This window comes from Pseudomonas sp. FP2254, assembly GCF_030687695.1.
GTDB lineage: Bacteria > Pseudomonadota > Gammaproteobacteria > Pseudomonadales > Pseudomonadaceae > Aquipseudomonas > Aquipseudomonas quebecensis.
Genome location: NZ_CP117444.1, coordinates 4,304,295 through 4,329,837 on the forward strand (window position 1 = coordinate 4,304,295; position 25,543 = coordinate 4,329,837).

Annotated in this window: 28 protein-coding genes and 1 pseudogene; 16 read left to right on the plus strand and 13 right to left on the minus strand. The window is 59.4% G+C overall.

Annotated features, from left to right (window positions below):
* Positions 1-112 precede the first annotated feature (112 nt).
* Entirely contained in the window at positions 113-1,456 is a 1,344-nt protein-coding gene (locus PSH94_RS19800; protein WP_181080103.1) for an imelysin family protein, read from the plus strand.
* An 80-nt stretch (positions 1,457-1,536) separates the two neighbouring features.
* On the opposite strand, the gene PSH94_RS19805 is transcribed toward PSH94_RS19800, so the two are convergent.
* Positions 1,537-5,736 (minus strand): dermonecrotic toxin domain-containing protein, encoded by a 4,200-nt coding sequence (locus PSH94_RS19805; protein ID WP_305435604.1) that lies wholly within the window; start codon positions 5,734-5,736, stop codon positions 1,537-1,539.
* A 123-nt stretch (positions 5,737-5,859) separates the two neighbouring features.
* Here PSH94_RS19805 and PSH94_RS19810 point away from each other — a divergent pair, with 123 nt between their 5' ends.
* The gene (locus PSH94_RS19810; RefSeq protein ID WP_181080102.1) at positions 5,860-7,314 is read left to right on the plus strand and encodes a TrkH family potassium uptake protein; all 1,455 of its coding nucleotides are present in this window, start codon (positions 5,860-5,862) and stop codon (positions 7,312-7,314) included.
* Here PSH94_RS19810 and PSH94_RS19815 read toward each other — a convergent pair.
* The gene (locus PSH94_RS19815; RefSeq protein ID WP_253509117.1) at positions 7,271-8,329 is read right to left on the minus strand and encodes an AraC family transcriptional regulator; all 1,059 of its coding nucleotides are present in this window, start codon (positions 8,327-8,329) and stop codon (positions 7,271-7,273) included. The two genes, PSH94_RS19810 and PSH94_RS19815, sit on opposite strands and share 44 nt — an antisense overlap.
* Positions 8,330-8,490: 161 nt before the next feature.
* Here PSH94_RS19815 and PSH94_RS19820 point away from each other — a divergent pair, with 161 nt between their 5' ends.
* The 4 genes from PSH94_RS19820 to PSH94_RS19835 all read left to right on the plus strand — a co-directional run bounded on the left by PSH94_RS19820 (position 8,491) and on the right by PSH94_RS19835 (position 10,588).
* Positions 8,491-8,802 carry a DUF962 domain-containing protein gene (locus PSH94_RS19820; RefSeq protein ID WP_181080100.1) on the plus strand — a complete coding sequence of 104 codons (312 nt, stop codon included), beginning with the start codon at positions 8,491-8,493 and terminating at the stop codon, positions 8,800-8,802.
* 115 nt (positions 8,803-8,917) lie between these two features.
* On the plus strand, positions 8,918-9,046 hold the full coding sequence (locus PSH94_RS19825) for a hypothetical protein (RefSeq protein ID WP_266246522.1): 129 nt from the start codon (positions 8,918-8,920) through the stop codon (positions 9,044-9,046).
* 73 nt (positions 9,047-9,119) lie between these two features.
* The gene (locus PSH94_RS19830) at positions 9,120-9,302 is read left to right on the plus strand and encodes a hypothetical protein (protein ID WP_181080099.1); all 183 of its coding nucleotides are present in this window, start codon (positions 9,120-9,122) and stop codon (positions 9,300-9,302) included.
* 89 nt (positions 9,303-9,391) lie between these two features.
* A complete protein-coding gene (locus tag PSH94_RS19835) occupies positions 9,392-10,588 on the plus strand; it encodes an MFS transporter (RefSeq protein ID WP_253509118.1) in 1,197 nt (398 codons plus the stop codon).
* Here PSH94_RS19835 and arfB read toward each other — a convergent pair.
* Positions 10,585-10,998, minus strand: a complete 414-nt coding sequence (arfB, locus tag PSH94_RS19840) for an alternative ribosome rescue aminoacyl-tRNA hydrolase ArfB (protein WP_181080097.1) — start codon at positions 10,996-10,998, stop codon at positions 10,585-10,587. The two genes, PSH94_RS19835 and arfB, sit on opposite strands and share 4 nt — an antisense overlap.
* Before the next feature lie 70 nt (positions 10,999-11,068).
* Between arfB and PSH94_RS19845 the strand changes: the two are divergent.
* A pseudogene (locus PSH94_RS19845) lies at positions 11,069-11,436 on the plus strand (cytochrome c).
* Between the two features lie 179 nt (positions 11,437-11,615).
* Here the strand turns inward: PSH94_RS19845 and PSH94_RS19850 are convergent.
* Together PSH94_RS19850 and PSH94_RS19855 are read right to left on the minus strand one after the other, a co-directional pair.
* Positions 11,616-11,846, minus strand: coding sequence for a hypothetical protein (locus PSH94_RS19850; RefSeq protein WP_181080096.1), 231 nt, complete (start codon positions 11,844-11,846; stop codon positions 11,616-11,618).
* A gap of 71 nt (positions 11,847-11,917) precedes the next feature.
* Positions 11,918-12,070 (minus strand): colicin E3/pyocin S6 family cytotoxin, encoded by a 153-nt coding sequence (locus PSH94_RS19855; protein ID WP_305435605.1) that lies wholly within the window; start codon positions 12,068-12,070, stop codon positions 11,918-11,920.
* 179 nt (positions 12,071-12,249) lie between these two features.
* On the opposite strand from PSH94_RS19855, the gene PSH94_RS19860 reads away from it, so the two are divergent.
* The 3 genes from PSH94_RS19860 to PSH94_RS19870 are packed head-to-tail and all read left to right on the plus strand — an operon-like array spanning position 12,250 to position 13,998.
* On the plus strand, positions 12,250-13,425 hold the full coding sequence (locus PSH94_RS19860; RefSeq protein WP_305435606.1) for an S-type pyocin domain-containing protein: 1,176 nt from the start codon (positions 12,250-12,252) through the stop codon (positions 13,423-13,425).
* Positions 13,426-13,437: 12 nt separating this feature from the next.
* Positions 13,438-13,698, plus strand: a complete 261-nt coding sequence (locus PSH94_RS19865) for a colicin E3-like toxin immunity protein (RefSeq protein ID WP_305435607.1) — start codon at positions 13,438-13,440, stop codon at positions 13,696-13,698.
* A gap of 42 nt (positions 13,699-13,740) precedes the next feature.
* Positions 13,741-13,998, plus strand: a complete 258-nt coding sequence (locus tag PSH94_RS19870) for a colicin E3-like toxin immunity protein (protein ID WP_305435608.1) — start codon at positions 13,741-13,743, stop codon at positions 13,996-13,998.
* Between the two features lie 136 nt (positions 13,999-14,134).
* Here the strand turns inward: PSH94_RS19870 and PSH94_RS19875 are convergent, their stop codons facing one another.
* Positions 14,135-15,556, minus strand: coding sequence for an amino acid permease (locus PSH94_RS19875; protein WP_253509129.1), 1,422 nt, complete (start codon positions 15,554-15,556; stop codon positions 14,135-14,137).
* Between the two features lie 635 nt (positions 15,557-16,191).
* Here PSH94_RS19875 and PSH94_RS19880 point away from each other — a divergent pair.
* Both PSH94_RS19880 and PSH94_RS19885 read left to right on the plus strand, forming a co-directional pair.
* Entirely contained in the window at positions 16,192-16,329 is a 138-nt protein-coding gene (locus PSH94_RS19880) for a hypothetical protein (RefSeq protein ID WP_034100099.1), read from the plus strand.
* A gap of 73 nt (positions 16,330-16,402) precedes the next feature.
* A complete protein-coding gene (locus PSH94_RS19885) occupies positions 16,403-17,362 on the plus strand; it encodes a leucyl aminopeptidase (RefSeq protein WP_181080090.1) in 960 nt (319 codons plus the stop codon).
* A 99-nt stretch (positions 17,363-17,461) separates the two neighbouring features.
* On the opposite strand, the gene rluB is transcribed toward PSH94_RS19885, so the two are convergent.
* The 5 genes from rluB to PSH94_RS19910 form a co-directional block, all read right to left on the minus strand.
* Positions 17,462-18,670 (minus strand): 23S rRNA pseudouridine(2605) synthase RluB, encoded by a 1,209-nt coding sequence (gene rluB / locus PSH94_RS19890; protein WP_181080089.1) that lies wholly within the window; start codon positions 18,668-18,670, stop codon positions 17,462-17,464.
* 226 nt (positions 18,671-18,896) lie between these two features.
* Positions 18,897-19,811 (minus strand): SMC-Scp complex subunit ScpB, encoded by a 915-nt coding sequence (scpB, locus tag PSH94_RS19895; protein ID WP_181080088.1) that lies wholly within the window; start codon positions 19,809-19,811, stop codon positions 18,897-18,899.
* 12 nt (positions 19,812-19,823) lie between these two features.
* Positions 19,824-20,522, minus strand: a complete 699-nt coding sequence (locus PSH94_RS19900; RefSeq protein WP_164365898.1) for a ScpA family protein — start codon at positions 20,520-20,522, stop codon at positions 19,824-19,826.
* A gap of 120 nt (positions 20,523-20,642) precedes the next feature.
* Positions 20,643-21,272, minus strand: coding sequence for an L-threonylcarbamoyladenylate synthase (locus PSH94_RS19905; protein WP_181080087.1), 630 nt, complete (start codon positions 21,270-21,272; stop codon positions 20,643-20,645).
* Positions 21,273-21,285: 13 nt separating this feature from the next.
* Positions 21,286-22,149, minus strand: coding sequence for a PHP domain-containing protein (locus PSH94_RS19910; protein WP_181080086.1), 864 nt, complete (start codon positions 22,147-22,149; stop codon positions 21,286-21,288).
* A gap of 87 nt (positions 22,150-22,236) precedes the next feature.
* Here PSH94_RS19910 and PSH94_RS19915 point away from each other — a divergent pair, with 87 nt between their 5' ends.
* The 4 genes from PSH94_RS19915 to PSH94_RS19930 all read left to right on the plus strand — a co-directional run bounded on the left by PSH94_RS19915 (position 22,237) and on the right by PSH94_RS19930 (position 24,334).
* Positions 22,237-22,833, plus strand: a complete 597-nt coding sequence (locus PSH94_RS19915; protein ID WP_305435609.1) for a septation protein A — start codon at positions 22,237-22,239, stop codon at positions 22,831-22,833.
* A 1-nt stretch (position 22,834) separates the two neighbouring features.
* The gene (locus tag PSH94_RS19920; RefSeq protein ID WP_181080084.1) at positions 22,835-23,134 is read left to right on the plus strand and encodes a YciI family protein; all 300 of its coding nucleotides are present in this window, start codon (positions 22,835-22,837) and stop codon (positions 23,132-23,134) included.
* A 107-nt stretch (positions 23,135-23,241) separates the two neighbouring features.
* Complete coding sequence (locus PSH94_RS19925) at positions 23,242-23,649, plus strand: translation initiation factor 2 (RefSeq protein ID WP_181080083.1); 408 nt, start codon at positions 23,242-23,244, stop codon at positions 23,647-23,649.
* 7 nt (positions 23,650-23,656) lie between these two features.
* Positions 23,657-24,334, plus strand: coding sequence for a response regulator transcription factor (locus tag PSH94_RS19930; RefSeq protein ID WP_181080082.1), 678 nt, complete (start codon positions 23,657-23,659; stop codon positions 24,332-24,334).
* Positions 24,335-24,380: 46 nt separating this feature from the next.
* Here the strand turns inward: PSH94_RS19930 and PSH94_RS19935 are convergent, their stop codons facing one another.
* Together PSH94_RS19935 and PSH94_RS19940 are read right to left on the minus strand one after the other, a co-directional pair.
* A complete protein-coding gene (locus tag PSH94_RS19935) occupies positions 24,381-24,797 on the minus strand; it encodes a hypothetical protein (RefSeq protein ID WP_181080081.1) in 417 nt (138 codons plus the stop codon).
* Entirely contained in the window at positions 24,794-25,276 is a 483-nt protein-coding gene (locus PSH94_RS19940; RefSeq protein ID WP_181080080.1) for an ImmA/IrrE family metallo-endopeptidase, read from the minus strand. Before PSH94_RS19940 ends, PSH94_RS19935 begins: the two co-directional genes overlap by 4 nt.
* Between the last annotated feature and the right edge of the window lie 267 nt (positions 25,277-25,543).

Here is a 25,543-nt window from a genome sequence, read left to right on the forward strand (position 1 = left end):
CTGAATATTTCCCGCGCATAACCCTTTACACAAAATGCAAATCTTTCGCATTATGTCGCAGTTTTGCGCGGCCTCCGCGCGTCCTCTCAACAACCGAAGCAGGATGTTCGCCATGATTCGTATGCCCCTGGCCACCGCCAGTCTGCTGGCCATTGCCATTTCTCTCGCCGGCTGCGGCGAAGGTAAAGACAAAGCCGCCGCGCCCCAGGCGCCGACCCCGGCGGCCAGCACTGCCGCTCCAGCGGCGGCCGCCCCTGCCGGAAAAGTCGACGAAGCCGCCGCCAAGGCAGTGGTCGCGCACTATGCCGACATGGTGTTCGCGGTCTACAGCGATGCCGAATCCACCGCGAAAACCCTGCAGACCGCCATCGACGCGTTCCTCGCCAAGCCGAACGATGAAACCCTGAAAGCCGCGCGCACCGCCTGGATCGCCGCACGCGTGCCGTACCTGCAGAGCGAAGTGTTCCGCTTCGGCAACACCATCATCGACGACTGGGAAGGCCAGGTGAACGCATGGCCGCTGGACGAAGGCCTGATCGACTATGTCGACAAATCCTATGAGCATGCCCTGGGCAACCCTGGCGCCACCGCCAACATCATCGCCAACACCCAGATCCAGTTGGGCGAAGACAAGGTTGACGTAAAGACCATCACCCCGGAAAAACTCGCCAGCCTCAATGAGCTGGGCGGTTCCGAGGCCAACGTCGCCACCGGCTACCACGCCATCGAATTCCTGCTGTGGGGCCAGGACCTCAACGGCACCGGTCCCGGCGCCGGCAACCGCCCGGCCTCGGACTACCTGACCGGCGCCGGTGCCACCGGCGGTCACAACGAGCGTCGCCGGGCCTACCTGAGCGCCGTGACCCAATTGCTGGTCAGCGATCTGGAAGAAATGGTCGGCAACTGGAAACCCAACGTCGCCGACAACTATCGCGCCACCCTTGAGGCGGAACCGGCCACCGACGGCTTGCGCAAAATGTTGTTCGGCATGGGCAGCCTGTCCCTGGGCGAACTGGCCGGCGAGCGTATGAAGGTGTCCCTGGAAGCCAACTCGCCGGAAGACGAGCAGGACTGCTTCAGCGACAACACCCACAATTCGCACTTCTACGACGCCAAGGGTATCCGTAACGTTTACCTGGGCGAATACACCCGTGTCGACGGCACCAAAATGACCGGCGCCAGCCTGTCGTCCCTGGTGGCCAAGGCCGATCCGGCTGCCGACACCGCGTTGAAAGCGGACCTGGCGGCCACCGAAGCGAAGATCCAGGTCATGGTTGATCACGCCAACAAGGGTGAGCACTACGACCAGCTGATCGCCGCCGGCAACGACGCCGGCAACCAGATCGTGCGCGACGCCATCGCCGCGCTGGTCAAGCAGACCGGTTCTATCGAAGCCGCAGCGGGCAAGCTGGGCATCAGCGACCTGAACCCGGACAGCGCCGATCACGAGTTCTGATCAGTGCAGGCTTAACGTTAAGTGATACTGAAAATGCCCCGACCCGTTCGGGGCATTTTTTGCCGACAGGTCGAGTCAGGTCAAACCCGCAAGACAAATATGGCCGCCGCGCTCCCCTCGAACGGCACATGGATGCCACCCACCAGCGACACCAATTTGCCCGCCGCCCGCGCGGCATTCACTTGCCTGCGAGACGCAGCATCCAGTAACGTTTCCCTGAGCGTCACATTGGGACCGCTCTCCACTACCTCCCCAAACACACGCCTTAACCGTAGCCAGTAAAGCGTGTCACGAGCCGGGCGTTTGAATAGCACTTCGCCAGGTGGGCTGTAGGCCGACATGACGATGTAGCCATCGCGAATGAGTACCTGGTTCATCAGGGCCTTGAGCGTTCCATCGGTACGGCTGACTAGCGCGTTGTACAAAAGAATGGGCGTGTGATCGGTACGAAAGGTGAGCCGCGTGTATAAGTGTGGCTGGGTCACCAGCCGCCAATGGCCCTGTGCCGTTCTCACCGTCGTGGGAAGCAGCGTCAACGGATCTCCCAGCCGCACGTGGCTCGAAGGCGAGGCCAGACGCCAGTCCTGCAAGGTACGTTGCATGGCGGTAATCCCCCACGCAGTGAGCCCGTTCGGGTTGGCCCGGTTGAACAACGTACGGGCGACATTGACCTGGCTGTCGATCGTCAGCATCGGGAACGCCTGCGCGACCGAGGCGGCGAGAGGCTTCTGGAAGGACATCGTCGTGGCATTGACCCAACGGCGATCCTGGGGCGCGAAGCTCGCTATACGGGGCTGGTCAAAGAGGTCCCTCCTGAGCATCGTTTCAAATTGCCCATACGTCCGAAACGGCTGATTGGGATCTCGCATAAAAACAAAATGGCGAGGCACTTCACCCACAGTGGCCGATGCACCGGAGGGCAGAATAGGAAAGTAGCGCTGATCAATCTTGACGTAGTCGGTACCGATCAGCGCGGCGGTTCCGCCAATGCGCCGGTAAATTCCCAGGCCGGCGTTATGTAACTGGAGTTCGGCGGCATCGATGGTTTGCCCCCAGTCGACGAACCGCTCAAGCGGCTGCCTGACGGGCCTGGCCTGGCTGAGGCCGGGAAGCGGTTCCAGCGGTGTGAGCGGCGTGCCGGAAGAATCGCCCCCTCGCAGGCGTAGGGACAAACGCCTGGGCGTCACCATCAAGTATTGGTTGAAGGCATCGAGCGCGGTGCCCGCTCTCAAGGTGTGAACGACATCCAATTGAAATTCAAGTTCACGCCCGGGTGGGAAGTTGAATGACTCAAACACCAGCCGAGCATTGTCCTGGCTGAGAAACGGATAGAGCTGCCTCAACTCTTCTTCAGGTGATAAGCCACCTTTCAACCCTTTGCCGGGGTGTGATCCCACTTCCCAACGGCCCTGCGAGTCAAGGCGAATAGGTGCATGGTGATACTGATAAGGCTTGCGTACATCCCTGACGCGCCAAGCCTGCTCGCCACCTTCATCGAGGATCGAAAACCAGCGATTTTGCGCACGGAGAAAATACTGCCGAGTGCCCTCCACGGTCGACACTTTGTAGTAGATACCTTTGCCCTCCCACCCCTTTAGAACCAGCAGATCAGCGGGTTTGCTTCTCAAGGCCATGTGCGGATTCAACCCCCGCGAAGCGGCGGTTGCCGCGCCGGTGCGGGCACCGACAGCACCATCCACCAGCGCCCCGATGAACTCGCCCAAGGCGCGGACAAGGTGATGCGCCGCTTCCCCGCGGTCACCAAGGCTGGCGGCGTCCATAGCGTTGAATATTGAAAACAGGCTCCTGGCCAGCCCAATCGGCAACATGACCTTGATCGGCAATACCATGGCGGCGATGTCAAAAGCCGTGGTTGCAACCGTAATGGCTGTGTCAACGTCCGTTTCAGTGGTGGTTCTCGACTGAGACCCGGCGTCGTTGATCGCGAAGTTAGCTTCTACCTCATAGGCTTCCTCGAAAATGTTACCGGCGATCCTGGGCATATGCATCATGGTCATGTCGCCTCGCCCACGCAAAATGCTACGGACATGGCGCTGCTGCGCTTTTTCCACCCGGCCCACCAGATACTCGCGCCAGGAGCTGTTATGGGTGAAGCCACTAGACAACTGGTCATCGGCGAACTCATAGAACACACGCCCACCAGGCGCTTGCGGCGCGTAGACCACGGTCGAGCCGACGCTCGAGGAGGCACTGCGAAACAACCACACACCGCGTACCCGCTGGCCGCGCAATTTCAGGGATTGCACCACCACCCGATGCCCCTCGACGGTCTCCCGCCGATCACTGTCCACCGGTTGATCCAGCACCACCCGCACCCAGTTGAAGCCCCGTTCCAAGCGGTCCGGCAAGAAATCACCGGCGATCTTCGCTTCGATTGCATCCAGCCTTACCTGTCGTTCAATGACGCGGGCAAAGTGGCTTTTTTGCGCCAGGGCTGCGGGCGAGGTGATCAAGCGATCCTTCAGCAGGGCGTCGTAGCTGTCGCCGATGTTGGCGCTGCGAACCAGGTCCTTCACCTGCCCGACGGTCAGGTCCGAGTAGACTGCGCCACTCTTGTCGGTCAGGCGGGAGAAGTTGGCAAAGTTGAAGTCCAGCCCACCGACATTTTCCAGAGCCAGCTCGGTCAAGCTGCGTTTGCGCTCGGTATAGAGCGGCGTACCGGGTTCCCTGGGCACAGACGATGCAGCGCCTGGTACGTAAACGATGGGCGGGGTATGGGGCTCGCGTGTATGGACCAGAATTTCGTCTGGATTTGCCTGCAGTCCGAATTGCGCCTTGAGGAGCCCGCGTAATTGGGCATTGCCATAGGCCAGCAAGGCGGTTTTATCACTGAATTGGGCCAAGGTCGGCAGACCCTCGGTGTCCGACAGATTCGACAGTTCATCGCAGTAGCCCTGGATCGCCTCGTGCCAGGCAAGTTTGTCGGCGGCACTCGCACCTTCAAGAAAGATTTTGAGCTGGGCCTGGCCACGTTTTTTAAGCCGCGCCAACAATACACGGCTGCCATCGAAAGCCCGCGTCAAATCGGTCGCCAGGTCCAGGCTCTCCGCCAGCCGGGAACGGTCTTGCGTAGCGGGAAAGGCCTGGTAGCGCATGAGGGTCGAGATGAAATCGGCTCGCAGCTTTTGGCATTGATCTTCGATGGCGTGGATGAAAGGCGAGTCTAACCATTCGAGGTATGTGAATTGATCACTGGTCTTGTCCTCACGGTGCAGAGCCAAACCCTGTGGCTGATCGTTGTCAGCCATCAGCGCCAGAAGACTGGAGAATTCGCTAGGATGGTTGAGGCGACGGTGCAGTTCGCGGTCGAGACTGGCCAGTGAATCAAACTCTTCAAGGCCGTTGTTCGGACTGAACAGCAGCACAATACCCAGGTTGCTGCCCGCATTAACGGGCCGCACTTGCAGCTCGGCGGGCGTGTCCGATTCCCAGGTGTTCTGTGCGTCCTGTGGGTCGCGGGCGGTCAAGACAAACGCGCCGTGGAGCAACGCATCCGCGGACGCCGCGCCCTTGAGCGCCAGGCCATAGGCACACGGTTTATAGCCCTTGAGCGCGCGGCGGGCCAACGTGTCGGGATAGCGCAACAACTTGTCGAACAGCGCCTCGCCCGCCGCCGTAACCAGGCCATCGCCTTTGAGCAAGGCCACTTCAGTGCGCAGGTGTTCGAGACGTTTATCCACCAGCCATTGTCGACGGCTGCGCACATCGGTCGAACCTCGCGGCATGGCCCAGTAAGTTTGCGTAAAGGTCAAATAACGAGAGGTCAAAGCGCCGCCCAGACTATCGACGAAGCCATCGAACGCCAGGCCGTTCAGTTCAGGTATGAGCGGCGGATCGCCTTCGTCGGCCGGTGTCCGATAGAACCGGGTATCGCGACTGGCATGGGTAGACGCCTGGCCGGTCACGATACGTTGCACCACGACGTCCAGCACTGTCGGCGCCAAGGGCGAGGGGGCCAGCGTATCCTGTAACGTCGTTTGCCCGAATGCTTGTTCCTCGCCGCCCTGAACATAGTCCTTGCGCACGTCCAGGCGCGGCATCAGGTCGCTGAAATGGCGGTCAAACTCGTCCTGCACAAACGTCTCGAACCTGGGCTGCTGGGCCAGCTCTTCCAGGAGCTGGAGATTGAGGGTCGACAGTTTCTCTACCAACGCCATTTGTGACGGGTTGTCATTGGCGTTCAGTCGTCGTATCAACGACGGGGTGGTTAAAGACTCAAACAGCATGGTGGGTCTCTTAAACAGAATAAGGAACCCCATGCTGACGAACCCGACAGTGGTCCGTGCTTTGCATATGTGTCGCTCGCCCATCCGCCGCACCGGTTTACATGCCCTGCCCCCCAGGTAGAATGGCGCCTCTGTTCCCTCATCCGAGCTCACTTCATGGCGTTGCCGACCCTGCGCATCATCGGTTTCATCATCGGCATCTTCCTGATCACCCTCGCGATCGCCATGGTCGTGCCCATGGCCACCCTGGTGATCTTCGAACGCACCAGTGACCTCCCATCCTTCCTGTGGGCCAGCCTGATCACCTTTGTCGCCGGCCTGGCGCTGGTGATCCCCGGCCGACCCGAGCAGGTGCACCTGCGCCCGCGCGACATGTACCTGCTCACCGTCAGCAGTTGGCTGGTGGTGTGCGTGTTCGCCGCGCTGCCGTTCCTGCTGACCCAGCACATCAGCTACACCGATTCGTTTTTTGAAAGCATGTCCGGCATCACCGCCACCGGTTCCACGGTGTTAAGCGGCTTGGACAGCATGTCGCCGGGCATCCTGATGTGGCGCTCGTTGCTGCACTGGCTTGGGGGCATCGGCTTTATCGGCATGGCGGTGGCGATCCTGCCGCTGCTGCGGATTGGGGGCATGCGCCTGTTCCAGACCGAGTCCTCGGACCGCTCGGAAAAGGTCATGCCGCGCTCGCACATGGTGGCGCGGCTGATCGTGGCGGCTTACGTGGGCATCACCATTCTCGGCAGCCTGGCATTCTGGTGGGCCGGCATGGGCCTGTTCGATGCGATCAACCATGCGATGTCGGCGATTTCCACCGGCGGCTTTTCCACCTCCGATCAGTCCCTGGCCCATTGGCAACAACCGGCGGTGCACTGGGTGGCGGTGGTGGTGATGATCCTCGGCAGCCTGCCGTTCACCCTGTATGTCGCCACGTTGCGCGGCAACCGTCGGGCGTTGATCAAGGATCAGCAGGTGCAGGGCTTGCTTGGCTTGCTGCTGGTCACCTGGCTGGTACTCGGCACCTGGTACTGGTGGACCACCAACCTGCACTGGCTGGAGGCCTTGCGCCACGTAGCGTTAAACGTCACATCGGTGGTGACCACCACCGGTTTCGCGCTGGGAGACTACAGCCTGTGGGGCAACTTCTCACTGATGCTGTTTTTCTATCTGGGTTTTATCGGCGGCTGCTCAGGCTCCACGGCGGGCGGGATCAAGATCTTCCGTTTCCAGGTCGCCTATATCCTGCTCAAGGCCAACTTGAACCAGTTGATTCATCCGCGCGCGGTGATCAAGCAAAAGTACAACGGCCACCGCCTGGACGAAGAGATCGTGCGCTCGATCCTGACCTTTTCGTTTTTCTTCGCCATCACCATCTGCGCCATCGCCCTGGCCCTTTCGCTGCTGGGGCTGGACTGGATGACCGCACTGACCGGCGCCGCCAGCACCGTGTCCGGGGTCGGCCCGGGCCTGGGGGAAACCATCGGCCCGGCCGGCAACTTCGCCAGCCTGCCGGATGCGGCCAAGTGGATCCTGTCGCTGGGCATGCTGTTGGGTCGCCTGGAAATCATCACAGTCTTTGTTCTGTGTATCCCGGCGTTCTGGCGCCACTGAGGGTCGACGCGTCCTGCAACCGCGCCCGGTACTCGCCGGGCGTGGCATCGAACCAGCGGCGAAATGCGCGGAAGAAATTGCTCGGATCGGCAAAGCCCAGCAGGTAGGCGATCTCCAGCAGGGTCATGCTTGGCTGCGCCAGGTATTGCTCGGCCAGTTCCCGCCGGGTGTCGTCGAGCAGGGCCTGGAAACTGGTGCCTTCTTCCTGCAAACGCCGTTGCAAGGTGCGCTGCGACAGGTGCAGGGTCTGGGCTACCACCTCGCGTTTAGGCTCGCCCTGAGGCAATAAGCGACACAGTACCTGGCGTGCCTTGTGGGTCACGCGACTTTCCGAGAACCGCGCCAGGTATTCGCCGGCAAACCGATCATGCAGCAGCGCCATGGCTTCGTTGGCGGTGGGCAGCGGCGCGTCCATATCGGCGCGTTCAAAGATCAGCGCGTCATACGGCGCATTGAATTCCAGCGGTGCGTGGAATGCCTGTTTGTAAGGCGCCAGATCGAGCGGTTGCTCACCCTGCAGCAAAACTTTGCGCGGCTGCAGGGAGCGCCCGCTCAGCCAGCCACAGAGCGCCAGCGCGCTGGCCAGGGACGCTTCGGCGCTCTGTCGAGTCGGTGGGAGATGATCACCATGCACCGTCAGAATCAGCGCATAGCCCTCGGGTAACAGGCGGAAACTCAAGTCGGCGCTTTCGGCGATGATCCGCTGATAGCGCACCAAGCGCATAAAGCCTTCAGCCAGGGTGTTGCTGGACATCAACGCATAACCGGCCACATGAAACGATGCCGGACGCACCACCTTGCCCATGTTCAGGCCAATCGCCGGGTTGCCCGACAGCTCGACCGCACGCTGCCACAGGCGGGTCATGGAATCCTGCGGGAACCGTGCATCGGGGTCGCTCAGGGCGGCGTAGTCCAGGCCCAGTTGCCTGAACAGGGCTCGGCAATCCAGGCCGTCCATTTCCAACGCCTTGACTATCCCCATCGCCCAGCTTGCAGAAGTTGTTCGTTCGCTCATGGCGTCTTCTTAATGAAAGCAGGCTCAAAACGGCAGCCAGGAAGGCAAGGATACTAAAGTGGCATCTATTGTCACTGGCTGTTACCACTGATCACTCTAGACTCAAATAAGCTCCCCGCCGAACACCCGTCGGACGGGATAACAATAAAGGGCCGGCCAACGTGGAAAACATCAAGCGATTCAACAGTTTCGCCGAATTCTACCCGTACTACCTGCAGGAGCACGGCAACAGTACCTGCCGCCGCCTGCATTTTATCGGCACCACTCTGGTCATCGGCATCCTGGCCTACGCCATTGGCAGGGGCTCGCTTGGCTTGTTGCTGGCGGTGCCGATTGCCGGCTACGGCTTTGCCTGGGTGGGGCATTTTTTCTATGAAAAGAATCGTCCGGCAACCTTCCAGCACCCGTTCTACAGCCTGTTGGGGGATTTTGTGATGTACCGCGACATGATTCTGGGCAAGGTGCCGTTCTAGGTGGCGTGGATATAAAAGTCTTTTTGTCATTTACACTGCTGTATCCTGCGAAGGCTTGTAGAACGCGCGGAATCACCTGCGATTGAAAAAACAGACTTTGCAAGGAGCGACGACGATGCACGAGATCCCTAATCTCCCCTTCCCAAGCCTGCACGAAACTGAGCAGCCAACACCGCAGCAGGCCAGCGCCCAGCAGCCTGAGGCCAAAGAAGCCAAACCAGTCGACAGCGAACGCCAGGACTGACGCCGTACCAGACCGTGTGGAAAGCGCACCGTTGAGCGCTTTCCACACTGCCTGAAGCCACGAGATACCCGCCATGACCGATACCCTCCCCGACACCCCGGATGCCGCCTTGCTCGACGCTGCCTTGCAGATGGTCGAGGTGTGGAACCGCCTGAGCGCCGATAAACAAGCCATGCTGCTCAAACGCTTCGGTACTCAGGAAAACGCCCTGGCCGCTCTGGTGACTACGCAATTGCTGAGCCCTGCCCAATCCTGAGTTTTTTGCGGTTTGATGCCCTGCGCGGGCATAAGCACCGGTATCATTAGCAGCCTATCTTTACCTGCTGCAAATGTGGACGTTTTCCCATGCCCGATACCCAGCGCCCCATGGCGGTCACGCTGCAAGTTGTTTCCATTGTTTTATTCACCTTTATCGGCTACCTGAATATCGGCATTCCCCTGGCGGTATTACCGGGCTATGTGCACAGCGAACTGGGCTTTGGCGCGGTGATCGCCGGGCTGGTAATCAGCGTGCAATACCTGGCCACGTTGCTCAGCCGCCCCTACGCCGGGCGCATTATCGATAACCTGGGCAGCAAGCGCGCCGTGCTGATCGGCCTGGCGGGCTGCGGCCTGAGCGGTGTGTTCATGCTGCTGGCCGCATGGTTCTCCAGCCTGCCGGCGCTGAGCCTGGGCAGCCTGCTGATCGGCCGCCTGGTGCTGGGCAGCGCGGAGAGCCTGGTGGGCTCGGGCGCCATCGGCTGGGGTATCGGCCGGGTGGGCGCGGCCAACACCGCCAAGGTCATCTCGTGGAATGGCATCGCCAGCTATGGCGCGCTGGCGGTCGGCGCACCGCTGGGGGTGCTGCTAGTCAGTCACCTGGGGCTGTGGAGCATGGGCGTGAGCATTATCCTGCTGGCTGCCGTGGGCTTGCTGCTGGCGTGGAATAAAGTCGCGGCGCCGATTGTCAGCGGTGTGCGCCTGCCCTTCATGAACGTCCTGGGTCGCGTGCTGCCCCACGGCTGCGCGCTGGCCCTGGGGTCGATCGGCTTCGGCACCATCGCGACGTTTATCACGCTGTATTACACCACCCAGCACTGGGACAACGCGGTGTGGGCATTGAGCCTGTTCGGCGCCAGTTTCATCGGTGCGCGCCTGTTGTTCGGCAACCTGATCAATCGCATCGGCGGGTTTCGAGTAGCGATTGCCTGCCTGTCGGTGGAGATCCTCGGTCTGCTGTTGCTGTGGCTGGCCCCGGACGCCCACCTGGCCCTGGCGGGCGCGGCGTTGAGCGGCTTCGGCTTTTCCCTGGTGTTCCCGGCGCTGGGAGTGGAGGCGGTCAACCTGGTGCCGGCGTCCAGTCGCGGCTCGGCGGTGGGCGCGTATTCGTTGTTCATCGATTTGTCGCTGGGCATCACCGGCCCGCTGGCCGGCGCAGTCGCGGCGGGCTTCGGTTTTGCCTCGATCTTCCTGTTCGCCGCCCTCGCCGCGCTGGGTGGCTTGCTGCTGAGCCTGTACCTGTACCGCCAGGCACCCAAGGCCCGCGAAGCGCGTGACGCCTAGAAGTCGACCTTGCCGCGCCCGGCCTTGATGCTGCCGCGCTTGGTCTTGGATTCCAGGCGACGCTTTTTCGAACCCAGGGTGGGTTTGGTCGGGCGGCGTTTCTTTTCCACCTTGGTGGCGCTCTGGATCAACTCCACCAGACGCTCCAGCGCATCGGCGCGGTTCTGCTCCTGGGTCCGGTAGGACTGGGCCTTGAGCACCAGCACACCGTCGCTGGTGATGCGACTGTCGCGCAGTGCCAGCAGCCGTTCCTTGTAGAACTCGGGCAACGACGATGCCGGAATATCAAAGCGCAGGTGCACCGCGCTCGACACCTTATTCACGTTCTGCCCACCGGCGCCCTGGGCGCGGATGGCGGTCAGCTCGATTTCGGCATCGGGCAGGTGGACGTTGTTGGAAATGACCAGCATCACTCAAAAACCTTAGGCAACGGATAAGCCAAACGTGGATAACAACATCGACAACAAAGCCACCTGTAAAATGAAAATACCCTTGATCGCTTTGCTAGGCACTTTATCACTCATTCAAACTTCGCAGTCTTTCGCGGATCTTGCCAATGGCAAGAATCTCTATGTGCCATGTGCCACGGAGCGGATCTCAAGGCAACGGGACCACTGGCCGGGAAAAGCAGCCCGCCTACACCTGACCTTACAACCTCCGCGTTCAAAAAACGCCTGACTGATTATCCGGGCGTAATTGTCTCTTCGGTCATCCTTCGTCCCAATGAAAACTTGACTCCAAAAACATTGCAGCAAAATGGTGTAAAGCTACCGCCGCGCGCGTGGAGCCTTCAAGACTTTCTCGATTTGAATCAATACATGAGTGGTGTCATTTTAAAAAGCCGGTGAATGTCTCTCGGTGTATGAGATTCCGCCGTGGGTGGTGTTTATGTGTGACATGACCATCGGGTTTAAGCGACTACTTTCACAACCACGGCAGGACGCCATGAGCCGCGCAGTTGCACGCGTTCCCACTTATTTCATCTGCTGCCATACATTTCACGTCTACACAGCACGGCCATATCGCCTCATTCACTACAAGACAACTGAAAAATGTAGTCCGGGCTATTGAAAGTCTTGCCGGTCATGCGTTCAAGAAGGCCGACTTGCTCTGGTGATAGGTCGTACTCATAGATCGCATCTTCAGGCTCACTCCAGGACATTAGGTCCGATAATTTGTCGTACTGGTCGGCAGGAATTTCAATACTGAAAGCCACCCCCTCGGTTTTTTTATCGAATGCAAGAATTTCATGCTGCATGTTGAGGCTCCTATCAAGATTATTTTGGCGTGGTTCGGCTTGGCTCGGCGTCCTTTGTGCGCTCTCCCGTATCAGGGGGGGAAATCTCCAAGATGTTTGCCTTGCTTGTCGTAAAGTTCAACCCGGCCATTCTCATAGTCCCACTCATAAATGCGTCCCTTGCGATCTTTCCAGCGCTTACGCTTTTGCGCCCCGCCTTTAACTGAGCGGACTGAGTACCGCATCGGGAAACGCTGTCAGCCCCTTGGGGCAGGGTGTGTACAAACTCAGCAATAAAAAAATATATTCGAAACAAGCTGAATTTTGCGTCTACTTTTCCCACGCTTATCATCGAATATGCTGATTCCAGCTCCTTGATCCTCCCTCGTAGGCTCACTCCCCCATACAAGGAAGTGAGCCCGTCATGTCTGAACGTGCCTACCCGATCACCGAAGAAGAACAACTCAAACGGCGAATCCTCACCCCGCAGCCATCGCGTGCGCCCTATTCGCCGCCTATCGATTTATTCATCCCATCCCCAGCCCCAGCCCCAACACCCAAGCCGGCCAAGCCTCCCGGCTGCACCTTCCTCAAACCCTGCCAACTGCCAGATGGCCTCACTCACTACACGGACCCCGCCGGTTACGTACCGCTGGAGTTGATCAGCGAGTACGGTCATTTCAGCCTGTTGGGTGGGCGGGAAGTGGACGCCCGGGGCGCGGTGGCCTTGCGCAAGATCGGTGGCAGCGCCTTGCCGGTCGGTTTGGGGCAGTTGGCGTTGCGTACGGCGGTGGTGGAATCGGCCATTGCCGCAGCCGGGTCTATGGCCGCCGGCTTATTGGCCGGTGTAGTGGGGTTGGCTTGGCCGGGAAAGTTGGGCGATAGCGCGTTATATAGCGAAGAGCAGTTGCGCTCGATGCAGCGAGCGCGGTCGCAGATGCGACTGCAAATTGAGCAGCGTGAGGACGGCACGCTCAGGGGTTATGGGTTTTACACAGGCAACCATGCCGCCTGGCAGATGATCGATGTGGTGCAGTTCCAAAGCCGTGACGAGCAGTTTGTTGCGGATTTGGGTGAGGGTGTTGAACTGATCTGGACTCCCGCCGTTGATCCAAGTGACACGCTGGGTATTCCGGCTCTGGAGGCTGCACCGCAAGCGCCGGTGATCTGGATTTACCCACCGACGGAGAAGGCGGCACAGATTCTGGTGAACCCGGTATATCCGCCGCAATATCGGGATTTTATTCTGGTGTTCCCGGTGGAGTCGGGGGTTCGGCCGCTGTATGTGGTGGTGAGTGTTCGAAGAAAAACACTTCCGGCACTCGGTCATGGTTATCACACGGCGCCGACTGCGGAACAAATCACCGGTTTCCCTGGTTTGAGGAACATAAAAGGAATGACCCCAAAGCAGGGAGGTGCGGGTGTACGGAAACGATGGACGGATGCCAAAAACAGAAAAACCTTTGAATGGGACTCGGCAGAAGGGGAGCTGGAAGTTTACTTGATAAGTGACGGGAGCCATATTGGTGCGTTCAATCATATAACTGGCGAAAGAACAAAACAGCCAAACCCAAAGAGAAACATCAAAAAACACCTGTGAGGAAAAACACCTATGAGCCTCAGAGTCATGCTCGAATGGTTTGAAAAGCCTACCGGTTTCGGAGTTGGAGAAGAACCGTCAACTATATTTGAAGATGCTCATTCGATACTTTCTTCACTTGAGCTAGAGAAAGACTATCAAATTTTCGATGGCGCTTACGATCTTAAGAAAAAGTGGATAGCGGTCCTACAACCTCACTTCAAACATGAGGTAAAACAAGACAACTATGACTATCAGATATCATTCCACCACCAGGGGCCTTGGCCATACTGAGTATGTACTGGTAGCGAGTGGCCGGTTCCGCGAAGGAGCCACATGGGACTCAAAGTGAGATTGGAATGGTTCGACAGAACCACAGAGTGGCTACGCGGAACGGAGCACTCGGCGGATTTAGGAGACGATTACTCCGTGATTTCCAAGCTCGGGTTGTCAGTAAACGAGGACGTCAATAACGGCATGTTTAAACTGCGGCAGGAGTGGTTATCACTGATCCAAGCGTACTTCTTTCATGAGATTACTTTTTCAGAAAACGACTACTTCATTGCGTTTGATTACGAACATGCACACGAGTGATACAGACTAAGAGCCCTTTCAACGAAGAACACTTCTCCTTTGTGTCTAAAACCCTGAAAAGCAAATGCCCCGACAAGTCAGGGCGTTTGCTTTCAGCTGGTGTAGGCAGCGTCTTCACACAGCCCGCATATTTTGCTTACTTTAACGCCGCTCCCGCCGTCGCCAACACCGCTTCAGCACTGCGCTTATTCTTGATCCAATAACACACCGCCATAAACGCCACCCACACCGGGATCGCGTACACCGACACCTGAATCCCCGGGATCATCAGCATGATCACCAGGATAAACACCACGAACGCCAGGCACACATAGTTGCCGTACGGGTACCACAGCGCCTTGAACAGCGGCATCTGGCCAGTGCGGTTCATGTGCTGGCGGAACTTGAGGTGGGAAAAGCTGATCATCGCCCAGTTGATCACCAGCGTGGCTACCACCAGCGACATCAGCAGCTCCAACGCGTGTTGCGGGATGAAGTAGTTCATCAGCACCGCCACCAGGGTCACCGCCGCCGAGGCGAGGATCGAACGCACCGGCACGCCGCGCTTGTCGATCCTGGCCAGGGCCTTGGGCGCATCGCCTTGCTCGGCCATGCCCAGCAGCATGCGGCTGTTGCAGTAGGTGCCGCTGTTGTACACCGACAACGCCGCCGTCAACACCACGAAGTTGAGGATGTGTGCCGCGGTGTTGCTGCCCAGCATCGAGAACACCTGCACGAAGGGGCTGCCGCTGTAGGCGTCGCCGGACGCATTCAGCGTGGCCAGCAGGCTGTCCCACGGCGTCAGCGACAACAGCACCACCAGGGCGCCGATGTAGAAAATCAGGATGCGATAGATCACCTGATTGATCGCCTTGGGGATCACGGTGCGTGGCTGATCGGCTTCGGCAGCGGTGAAACCGAGCATTTCCAGGCCGCCGAAGGAGAACATGATGATCGCCATGGCCATCACCAGGCCGCCGACGCCATGGGGGAAGAAGCCGCCGTGCTCCCACAGGTTGCTCACCGAGGCTTGCGGACCGCCGCTGCCGCTGACCAGCAGGTAGCTGCCCAAAGCGATCATGCCGACGATGGCCACCACCTTGATGATCGCGAACCAGAATTCGGCTTCGCCAAAGACTTTAACGTTGGCCAGGTTGATCAGGTTGATCAGCACGAAAAACGCCGCCGCCGAGACCCAGGTTGGAATCTCCGGCCACCAGTAATGCACGTATTTGCCGACAGCCGTCAGCTCGGACATGCCCACCAGAATGTACAGAATCCAGCAGTTCCAGCCCGACAGAAAGCCGGCGAAACCGCCCCAGTACTTGTGGGCAAAATGGCTGAAGGAACCGGCGACCGGCTCTTCCACGATCATTTCGCCGAGCTGGCGCATGATCATGAACGCAATGAAGCCGCAGATGGCATAACCCAGGATCATCGACGGCCCGGCGGATTTAAGCACGCCGGCCGAGCCCAAAAACAGGCCGGTGCCGATGGCGCCGCCCAGGGCGATCAACTGGATATGACGGTTTTTCAGGCCACGTTTCAGTTCGCCTGAAGAGGAATGGGGTCCACTCATGGAAAAGGTCTCACGCAAGGTTTGATGATGTTGAATGCACGTTGCTGCGTTGAATCTCTGCTCAAGCAGCGCCGCTCAAACCCCAGCGCAGGCACCAGGAGTACAGCGTTTTTCTAATGGTCATGCGTCACCTGTTTGTTTTTATCTGTGACGAAATCGAACCCGTCCGGCTCGTGGCCAGGCGGAGTGATCAGGGTGGGTGAACCCTGAGGTCTTGGCCTTTTGCGTAGGCACGCAATGGGCGTCACAGTAAAACGCGCGCATTGTACACGGCTCGACAGCCTGCGGCGGCCATCGCCTGACACGTGCGACGATCTGTCAGGCATTCCTTACAGGGTAAGAATGTTCAATATTGTCTCGATCAATACGTAAATTAATCGTTACAGCACGGAAATTCTGCGTTACAGCTGTAAATTTAATAGAAATTGACGGTAGGAAATTTCCTCAGAATTGGTAATCGCAGCCTTTTGAATTTTCTCAAAAAAACAATCACGCAAAAAATCAGAACAAAAAATCCAAATGAAACCGTGTCAATAAATTTTTTGCATTCTGAAACACCCTCACCTAGGTTTCCCACTTGCCCAGCGATGCCGCTGGCAAGCCGTTCTCAAACAACGTCCTCTAGGAGATACACCATGCAAGTACTGGAAAACGACCTGGAAACCGAACTGCAACTCGACGATTGGTTTGAAGCGCCGACCCATGAGGCCGCCGTTGAAATGATGCAAGCCGACGCCGTTGTGCCGTTTGGCACCGCGATGTGGCCTTTCTAAGCCTCGACAGGCATCCGGCAGGTGCTGTGCACGGCACCTGCTTCCTTACCCAAGGCATACAAGGACACCCGTCATGGACAAGGCCCGCGCCGTCGAACATTTTCTCTACTACCTCGCCCATCACCCGGCCCTTAACGGCGTGAACTGCCCGACCGTGCTGCTGGGCCACACCGAACGCTACGACGCCATCGCACAGGCCATCACCCAAGGCAGCGCCGGCCGCTTCAATTTCCAAGTGCAGCGCCTGGACTTGACCGCCAGCGATGCCCTGGCCCAGGCCATCGACGCCTGTGACCTGTACCTGTTTCTGTACGACTCTTCCACGCTGCCCAACCCACGCGCAGAAGGCCCGGATTTTATTCGCGCCCTGCAAGACGTAATGGCCGAGCATTGGAAGAAGTCCCTGCTGTTCAAGGATTACGGCGACTATTTCTACGATACCTTCAGTGTCGAGCCCCAGCGCATCGCCGACCTCAACGCCACGCTGATCCGGCGTATGGGCCAGGCCAACGTGCTGAGCTTTACCGACAAGCACGGCTCACGCCTTGAAGCGCCGCTGAGCAGCATCAAGAAGTGGACGAATATTAACGGCGTCGGCAACCACGACCTGGCGCCCGGCGAGATTGCCACCCACAGTGAGGCGATCAATGGCCAGGTGCGATTCATCGGCACCTTTCTCAGCACCATCCCTTTTGCGCGCAAATACGGCGTGCTGCAATCGCCCCTGGAGCTGTGGATCGAGAACTCCACCATCTGCAGCGTGGCCAGCGACGTGCCGGGGCTGGCGGATGACTTCAACAAATACCTCAACGCCAACCCGTCCAACCGCCGTGTGGAGGAGCTGGGGATCGGCACCAATGAAGGCGTCAAGGACCTCTACGCGCGCAATGCCGGTTTCGAGGAGCGCCATTGCGGTCTGCATCTGGGACTGGGGGGTGGGCAGAAAGGCAGCCATCACCTGGATTTGATCTTTGCCAGCGGGGTGTTGGCGCTGGATGACAAACCCGTGTTCGATGGCAGGTTTGCGTTCTAACGCCAGCTGCAAGTCGCAAGCCACAAGCAAAAAAAAGCGCCAACCCGTAAGGGCTAGCGCTTCTTCTTACAGCTTGCAGCTAAAAACTTACCGCTGCCCTTAAGGCTTCTTACGACCAAACCCTGGACGCTGGCCGGAACCGGCCGGGGCGCCGCGACGCTTGCCCGACGGCTCGTCCGCCACCAGTTTAGGGCCGGGGCGCTTGTTCGCTGCCGGCTTGGCTGGGCGCTTGGTGCTGGCGCTGTCGGCCGGGCGATCGGCTTCACCACGGTTGCTGCGACCGCCGGCCGGGGCTGGCCGCGGAGTGCGTGGTGCACGCTCGCCTTCCTGGCGCGACGGTGCGGTCGGGCGACGCTCGCCTTCGATCTGCGGCTCGCGGGAGATACGCCCGCCGGTCGCCGGTGCATTGAGCGCCGGGCGCAGGGTGCGCGCCACACGTTCGGTACGCGCCACCGGACGCGACGATTTACGCTGCATACGCTCAAGCTTGTCTTTGCTCTTGGCGTTCATCTGCGGCATCGCCACCGGGGTCAGGCCGACTTCGGCGCTGAGAATATCGACTTCGTACTGGCTCATTTCGCGCCAGCGGCCCATCGGCAGGTCGGAGTTCAGGAACACCGGGCCGAAACGCACGCGCTTGAGGCGGCTGACCACCAGGCCCTGGGACTCCCACAGGCGACGTACTTCACGGTTACGGCCTTCCATTACCACGCAGTGGTACCAGTGGTTGAAACCTTCGCCGCCCGGAGCCTGCTTGATGTCGGTGAACTTGGCCGGGCCATCTTCCAGCACCACGCCGGCCTTGAGGCGTTCGATCATTTCGTCGTCGACTTCGCCACGCACACGCACGGCGTACTCACGGTCCATCTCGTAGGACGGGTGCATCAGGCGGTTGGCCAGCTCACCGTCGGTGGTGAACATCAGCAGGCCGGTGGTGTTGATGTCGAGACGACCGATGTTGATCCAGCGGCCTTCTTTGGGCTTGGGCATCTTGTCGAACACGGTCGGACGGCCTTCCGGGTCGTCACGGGTGCAGATCTCGCCATCGGGCTTGTTGTACATGATCACGCGGCGCACCGATTCGGCGGCCTCTTCACGCTTGATGACCTTGCCATCAATGGTGATTGCGTCGTGCAGGTCGACGCGCTGGCCAAGGGTGGCCTCGACGCCGTTGACCTTGATGCGCTTCTGGGTGATCCAGGCTTCGACGTCACGGCGCGAGCCCACGCCGATACGCGCCAGCACCTTCTGCAGTTTTTCGCCTGCTGGGCCGATTTCCTGACTGTCGTTCTGGTCTTTGTCGTTCATCTTAAGCACCTCCCGGTGGGTCGATTCAGGCGTGGCCTGAAGGGTATTGAAAGCGGGGCTTTGGCCGAATAGCTCGGCAAAGGGTCGCGAATCATACGCGCATGGCGCGCATTGCGCATCAGAGACTAGTCGATTAGCGCCAGGTCATTTGCTTTTCCGCCGACCGGTGATGCCCAAAGCACCAGAGAACCGATGCGGGAGGGGGTTGCACCCACATTGGACCGTGTCAGTCTTCGAGCTGGCGGCGTTCGTTCTCGATGGCTTCGGCCAGGGCTCGGGCTTCGTCTTCTTCGTCGCTCAGGGGCGGCTGTTCGAGGGCGGCGACGGCGGCCAGGAGTTTTTCACGGGCTTGTGCCACGCCAAGGATATCTTCCTCAGGTTCAGGCTCGACCTCCACGCTCATCCGGGTTTCCGGCTCGGCCGCCCCATCACGCAGCAAATCATCAAAGTCGGTCTTGATGCCCTGCTCCATGTCGTCCAGTTCCAGCAGCAAGGTATGGAAACTGGTCTCGTCCTTCGGCTCTTCCGGCTCGGCCGTGGCATCGGCCAGTTCCTGCAAACTCGCGGGCACCGGTGCGTCGTCGAAATCCAGAACCGGTTCGGCCTCCATTTCGCGCAATTCGGCAAGCGGCGGAAGGTCGTCGAGATTCTTCAGGTTGAAATGGTCCAGGAACACCTTGGTGGTGGCGAACATCGCCGGTTTTCCCGGTACGTCGCGGTAGCCGACGATGCGAATCCACTCACGCTCCAGCAATGTCTTGACGATATGGCTGTTGACTGCCACGCCGCGCACATCCTCGATCTCGCCACGGGTAATCGGCTGCCGATAGGCGATCAACGCCATGGTTTCCAGCATCGCCCGCGAGTAGCGCTGCGGGCGCTCTTCCCACAATCGGCCAACCCAGGGGGAAAATTTCTCACGGATCTGCAAGCGATAACCCGACGCCACTTCGCGCAGTTCAAAGGCACGGCCGTCGCAGGATTTGCGCAGAATTTCCAGGGCCTTCTTGAACACCGGCGGCTCGGGGCGTTCGGCCTCTTCAAACAGTTCGAACAGGCGCTCCAGGGACTGCGGCTTACCCGAGGCCAGGAGAAAGGCCTCCAGCAGCGGCGCCAGTTCGCGGGGTTCAGTCAGATTCATCGTTTCAGCTCTTTATTCGGCTCGCGCCCGCACGTGGATAGCCGCAAAAGGCTCATTCTGGACCAGCTCGACCAAGGATTCCTTGACCAGTTCAAGGATCGCCATAAAGGTCACCACCACCCCCAGGCGCCCTTCTTCAGCGGTGAACAGCTCGACAAACGGCACGAAACCGCCGCCTTTAAGGCGTTCCAGCACATCGCTCATGCGTTCGCGGGTAGACAGCGCTTCGCGGCTGACCTGGTGGCTTTCAAACATGTCGCCACGGCGCAGCACCTCGGCCATGGACATCAGCAATTCCTCCAGGCTCACGTCCGGCAACAGCTTGCGCGCGCGGGCCTCGGGTGCGTCGAGCTTGGGCACCACCACGTCGCGGCCGACGCGGCTCAAACCGTCGATGCCCTCGGCGGCGGCCTTGAAGCGTTCGTACTCCTGCAGACGTCGGATCAGTTCGGCGCGCGGGTCATCCTCTTCGGCCTCCACTGTCTCCGAACGCGGCAGCAACATGCGCGATTTGATTTCGGCGAGCATGGCGGCCATCACCAGGTACTCGGCCGCCAGTTCCAGGCGCACCGACTGCATCAGCTCGACATAGCCCATGTACTGGCGGGTGATTTCCGCCACGGGGATGTCGAGGATATTAATGTTCTGCTTGCGAATCAGGTACAGCAGCAAGTCCAGCGGGCCTTCGAACGCTTCCAGGAACACTTCCAGCGCATCCGGCGGGATGTACAGGTCCAGCGGCATTTCCATGACCGCCTGGCCGTAGACCATGGCGAACGGCAGTTCCTGCTGGGCGCCTGCCTGGGGATCGACGGTTTCCACGGCCGACATTCAGGCCTCGGCCATGAAGGGCGCGGGGTCGCCGCAGCCGATCCGGATCACTTCCGGCTCGCCGTCTGCCAGATTGATCACGGTGGACGCCTTGGCGCCGCCGAAACCGCCGTCGATGATCAGGTCCACCTGTTTTTCCAGGAGCTGACGCATCTCGTACGGATCTTCCAGCGGCTCGGTCTCACCGGGCATGATCAGCGATACGCTCATCAGTGGCTCCCCCAGCTCGGCCAGCAGCGCCAGGGCAATCGGATGTTCCGGCACGCGAAGGCCGATGGTGCGCTTCTTGGGGTGCAGCAGCAGGCGCGGCACTTCGCGGGTAGCGTTGAGAATAAAGGTGTAAGGCCCCGGCGTGTGCGCCTTGAGCAGTCGAAACGTGCCAGTATCGACCTTGGCGAACAGGCCCAGTTGGGACAGGTCGCTGCAGATCAGCGCAAAGTTGTGCTTGTCGTCCAGCTGACGCAGGCGTCTGACACGCTCGACTGCGCTTTTGTCGCCGATCTGGCAACCGATCGCGTAGGACGAATCCGTTGGATAGATCACTACGCCGCCGGCGCGAATGATCTCCACGGCCTGTTTAATCAGGCGTGGCTGGGGGTTTTCCGGATGAATCTGGAAGAATTGACTCACGTGCTCTACCTGTTCAGACGGTGGCAATAATGGGGTCATGCTTGAATCGCCCCCACAAGAGCGGCAAATCTTCCGGGACGGGCCGATATTCGCCAATCTCGGACCAGCCGCCTGGGCCATGAAAATCACTGCCGGCACTGACCAGCAGACCAAATTCGCGGGCAAGAATCGCCAGGCTGCCGACCTGTTCGGCGGGTTGATGCCCGTTGACCACTTCGATGGCGTGGCCTCCCGCTCCAATATAGTCGCCAATCAGTTTGCGACGTTTGCTGCGGGTGAAATCATAATGCCAGGGATGCGCCAGGCTGACCCAGGCACCGGAGGCCCGCAGTGTGTCGACGGTGTCCTCCAGGGTTGGCCAGTGTTGCTTGACGTCACCCAGCTTACCGGCGCCCAGCCATTTACGAAAAGCTTCGGCCCGGTCTCGCACAAACCCTTCGCGCACCATCCAGTCGGCAAAATGCGGACGGGCCGGTGCGTTGCCGCTGTCGCCCAGTTCCTGCTGGATGGCTCGCGCACCGTCGAGGGCGTTAGGCATGCCTTTAAGGCTGAGCTTGCGGCTTATTTCTTCGGACCGCAGCCAGCGCCCATCGTGCAAATCGGCGATGGCCTTGACCAGCGGCGCGGCCTGCTGATCGAAACCGTAGCCCAGTACATGAATAGTGGCGCCACCCCAGGTGCAGGACAATTCCACGCCGTTGACCAGTTGCATGCCCAGGGCCTGGGCCGCCGCGCGGGCTTCGTCGAGGCCTTCAAGGGTGTCGTGGTCGGTCAACGCCAGGACTCGCACCCCGTGCTCATATGCCCGCGCAACCAGTACCGCGGGCGCCAGGGCGCCGTCGGAGGCCGTGCTGTGGCAGTGCAAATCAACATTCACGGGGGTGTGTAACCTCAAGTCAGGTGGCGCTTTCGCTGCCAAGGATGTTTGTTATTATGCCGACACATCCAGCTTCTGGCTCTTACTGTGAAACAATTCATCGACTTCATCCCGCTGTTGCTGTTTTTCATCGTTTACAAACTCGACCCCAGGGTCATCGATATCGCCGGCCATGAGCTGACCTTCGGAGGCATCTACAGCGCCACCGCAGTACTGATCATCAGCTCCATTGTGGTCTACGGCGCCCTCTTCATCTCCCAGCGCAAACTGGAAAAAAGCCAATGGCTGACCCTGGTCGCGTGCCTGGTCTTCGGCAGCCTGACCCTGGCTTTCCACAGCGAAACCTTCTTGAAATGGAAAGCCCCGGTGGTGAACTGGCTGTTCGCCCTGGCGTTCATCGGTAGCCACTTCATCGGCGATCGGCTGCTGATCAAGCGGATCATGGGCCATGCGCTGACCCTGCCGGAGCCGGTCTGGGCCCGCTTGAACGTGGCGTGGATTGCGTTTTTCATCTTCTGTGGGGCCGCCAACCTGTTTGTGGCCTTCACATTCCAGGATTACTGGGTCGACTTCAAAGTGTTCGGCAGCCTGGGCATGACCGTGCTGTTCCTGATCGGCCAGGGCATCTACCTCTCGCGCCATCTGCATGACACCGACCCCACCACGCCGAAAACCGAGGACTGACATGCTCTACGCCATCATTGCCACCGATGTTGCCCACTCCCTGGAAAAACGCATGTCCGTGCGCCCGGCCCATGTCGAACGCCTCAAGCAACTGCAGGCCGAAGGGCGTATGGTGCTGGCCGGCCCGCACCCGGCCATCGAGAGCAATGACCCAGGCGAGGCCGGTTTTACCGGCAGCCTGATCGTCGCCGAGTTCCCAACCCTGGCTGAAGCCAGGGCCTGGGCCGACGCCGACCCATACGTCGCGGCGGGCGTCTATGACAGCGTGGTGATCAAGCCTTTCAAGCAAGTCCTGCCTTAACCTGCAGGCGTGCCGAACCTATTGCGTTCGGCACACTCCTAATTGCTCATTATTCCCGGTAACCTGCCGACAACTTTCTGAATATTCGTGTGGAATCAGGAGTTCCGATGCGCTTACGTCAGTTGTGTCTGTTGGCAGTGTTAATGATCGGGGCCAAGGCCCACGCGGAAGACCCCTCAAACACCGGCGGCTCCACGCCTTTGTCCTTGAGTGCCGGCGCCCAGATCACCGAGTTGCAGCAACGCTTGAAAGACAGCGAACGGCAGCGTGAAGAACTGAGCAAGCAACTGCAAAGCGCCGATGCGACCCGCGAAAGCGCCCAACTGAGCCGCCTTCGCCAAGAGAACCAACGCCTGGCCCAGCAACTCAAAGACGCACAGGGCGGCGGCTTGACCCGATGGCTGACCGAGCAACAACAGTGGTTTGTCACCGGCGGCGCCGTCGCTCTGATTGCCCTGTTGTGCGGGATCTTCGCCAGCGGCGGGCACCGGCGTCGTCGACAATGGCTAAATTGAGTGAGTCATGAGCGAGCTGTTACTGATAGATGATGACCAGGAGCTCTGCGAGCTGCTGACCAGTTGGTTGAGCCAGGAAGGCTTCCAGGTGCGTGCGTGTCACGATGGCCTGAGTGCGCGCAAGGCCTTGGCCGACAGCGCCCCGGCTGCCGTGGTGCTGGACGTGATGCTGCCCGACGGCAGCGGCCTGGAGTTGCTCAAGCAGTTACGCACCGACCACCCGGAGTTGCCGGTGCTGATGCTTTCGGCACGTGGCGAACCGCTGGACCGCATCCTCGGCCTGGAGCTGGGCGCCGATGATTATCTGGCCAAACCCTGCGACCCTCGGGAACTGACTGCACGCCTGCGCGCTGTGCTGCGCCGCAGTCACCCGGCCGCCGTGTCGACCCAGCTCGAACTGGGCGACCTGTGTTTCAGCCCGGTACGCGGCGTGGTCAGCATCGATGAACAGGAATTCACCCTCACCGTTTCCGAGAGCCGCCTGCTCGAAGCCCTGCTTCGCCAGCCCGGCGAGCCGTTGGACAAACAGGAACTGGCGCAGATCGCCCTGGGCCGCAAGCTCACCCTGTACGACCGCAGCCTGGATATGCACGTGAGCAACCTGCGCAAAAAGATCGGCCCGCACCCTGATGGCCGGCCACGCATCGTGGCATTGCGCAGCCGTGGCTATTACTACAGCCTGTAGATTAAAAAGCCCGGCATGTTGGCCGGGCATTTACTCACTGTTCATCTCAATTGTTTTTCATCGCGTCCGTAGTAGCTTTTATTATTGCCTTGGCAGCCTCGACGCTGATGGGCAACGGTGCCTGTAAATCATCCTGGTCAGCTTTGGGCCGATGGTGGAAATAGCGCAACAGTGCAATAAGCAGCAGCGTAGGCACTGTAGAGAGGGACACGATGATCGGAATATCTCCCGCGCTGTGCGGGCGAACGGCGGCGAAGAAATACCAGACACCGGCTGAGATTCGAATATTCCCAAGAAAGACGAAGCCCAGCAGCGCCAGGTAAAACAATAGGATTAACGCGACAGTCACATTGGTCAGGCGCTTTTCCCACCTGAACCGCCAGGCTTCTCTTCTCAAATAGTCACTGATCAGGCCAGGATTATCAGCCTCGCCGCCAGACAGATCGTCGCTGCTATCAATCATAAAAGCCCAATCGCCTTGAGCCGGAACTCCATCGCAGCCGTAGAGACCCCGAACGCACTGGCCAACTTTGCGATATCGGTGATTCGCTGCTCAATGACCATATGTTTGACCAATGCCGCCGGCATCAGGAGCGCTGCGGCAAAGCGGTTGGCCGCCACTTCCCTGGGGTCCCGCGACTTGGCGCTGAACTGCTCCGAGGTGTCTCGCGGCGCGTCCAGGTCGCCATATACGTGGTGGCCGATCTCATGCGCAATAGTGAAACGTTGCCTGACCGGAGCGTCCATGAAGTTATAGGTAATCAGCGGGTTGCCACCGCGAAAAGAATAATGCCCGCTTTCAGTGGCACGCCACTTTTCGGGCTCATCCGGGGTAAGCGCCTCAACTTCTATTCCCATCGCCTCGGCAATGTTCTTTGGACTTACCGGCAAGCGACCATCCCAGTGAGCGCGCAGGACGTCGTCTGCAGTTCTGTACTCCATACGCCTCCCTTATAAGTTTAGAACTCAACATTTTGGTGGGTTGAATTGAGGGCAAATGTTGCATAGGGCCAAGCCCTCGTCAAATTGTAGTTGACACAAGTACAAGCATTCGTTCCTGCAATATTTAGTTTAACTGTATATGCATACAGCCCAGGCGCCGAAGTATGCCCGTATTCATGATGAACGTGGCAGCGCTGTTACAAAAGAGCACGCTTAAGTTATGTCAGCGCCCATCGTATGGCTCTTTACCGAAGCTTTACCCACACC

Excerpts from the sequence above, each read along its gene's own strand:
- PSH94_RS19855 (WP_305435605.1), bottom strand. The coding sequence starts at position 12,070 with ATGCGGTACTCAGTCCGCTCAGTTAAAGGCGGGGCGCAAAAGCGTAAG.
- arfB (WP_181080097.1), bottom strand. The coding sequence starts at position 10,998 with ATGCTGGTCATTTCCAACAACGTCCACCTGCCCGATGCCGAAATCGAG.
- PSH94_RS19885 (WP_181080090.1), top strand. The coding sequence starts at position 16,403 with ATGGACAAGGCCCGCGCCGTCGAACATTTTCTCTACTACCTCGCCCAT.
- PSH94_RS19935 (WP_181080081.1), bottom strand. The coding sequence starts at position 24,797 with ATGATTGATAGCAGCGACGATCTGTCTGGCGGCGAGGCTGATAATCCT.
- PSH94_RS19825 (WP_266246522.1), top strand. The coding sequence starts at position 8,918 with ATGCACGAGATCCCTAATCTCCCCTTCCCAAGCCTGCACGAAACTGAG.
- PSH94_RS19875 (WP_253509129.1), bottom strand. The coding sequence starts at position 15,556 with ATGAGTGGACCCCATTCCTCTTCAGGCGAACTGAAACGTGGCCTGAAA.
- PSH94_RS19805 (WP_305435604.1), bottom strand. The coding sequence starts at position 5,736 with ATGGGGTTCCTTATTCTGTTTAAGAGACCCACCATGCTGTTTGAGTCT.
- PSH94_RS19920 (WP_181080084.1), top strand. The coding sequence starts at position 22,835 with ATGCTCTACGCCATCATTGCCACCGATGTTGCCCACTCCCTGGAAAAA.
- PSH94_RS19925 (WP_181080083.1), top strand. The coding sequence starts at position 23,242 with ATGCGCTTACGTCAGTTGTGTCTGTTGGCAGTGTTAATGATCGGGGCC.
- PSH94_RS19860 (WP_305435606.1), top strand. The coding sequence starts at position 12,250 with ATGTCTGAACGTGCCTACCCGATCACCGAAGAAGAACAACTCAAACGG.
- PSH94_RS19830 (WP_181080099.1), top strand. The coding sequence starts at position 9,120 with ATGACCGATACCCTCCCCGACACCCCGGATGCCGCCTTGCTCGACGCT.
- PSH94_RS19815 (WP_253509117.1), bottom strand. The coding sequence starts at position 8,329 with ATGAGCGAACGAACAACTTCTGCAAGCTGGGCGATGGGGATAGTCAAG.
- PSH94_RS19810 (WP_181080102.1), top strand. The coding sequence starts at position 5,860 with ATGGCGTTGCCGACCCTGCGCATCATCGGTTTCATCATCGGCATCTTC.
- PSH94_RS19835 (WP_253509118.1), top strand. The coding sequence starts at position 9,392 with ATGCCCGATACCCAGCGCCCCATGGCGGTCACGCTGCAAGTTGTTTCC.
- rluB (WP_181080089.1), bottom strand. The coding sequence starts at position 18,670 with ATGAACGACAAAGACCAGAACGACAGTCAGGAAATCGGCCCAGCAGGC.
- PSH94_RS19940 (WP_181080080.1), bottom strand. The coding sequence starts at position 25,276 with ATGGAGTACAGAACTGCAGACGACGTCCTGCGCGCTCACTGGGATGGT.
- PSH94_RS19850 (WP_181080096.1), bottom strand. The coding sequence starts at position 11,846 with ATGCAGCATGAAATTCTTGCATTCGATAAAAAAACCGAGGGGGTGGCT.
- PSH94_RS19930 (WP_181080082.1), top strand. The coding sequence starts at position 23,657 with ATGAGCGAGCTGTTACTGATAGATGATGACCAGGAGCTCTGCGAGCTG.
- PSH94_RS19870 (WP_305435608.1), top strand. The coding sequence starts at position 13,741 with ATGGGACTCAAAGTGAGATTGGAATGGTTCGACAGAACCACAGAGTGG.
- PSH94_RS19800 (WP_181080103.1), top strand. The coding sequence starts at position 113 with ATGATTCGTATGCCCCTGGCCACCGCCAGTCTGCTGGCCATTGCCATT.
- PSH94_RS19865 (WP_305435607.1), top strand. The coding sequence starts at position 13,438 with ATGAGCCTCAGAGTCATGCTCGAATGGTTTGAAAAGCCTACCGGTTTC.
- PSH94_RS19880 (WP_034100099.1), top strand. The coding sequence starts at position 16,192 with ATGCAAGTACTGGAAAACGACCTGGAAACCGAACTGCAACTCGACGAT.
- scpB (WP_181080088.1), bottom strand. The coding sequence starts at position 19,811 with ATGAATCTGACTGAACCCCGCGAACTGGCGCCGCTGCTGGAGGCCTTT.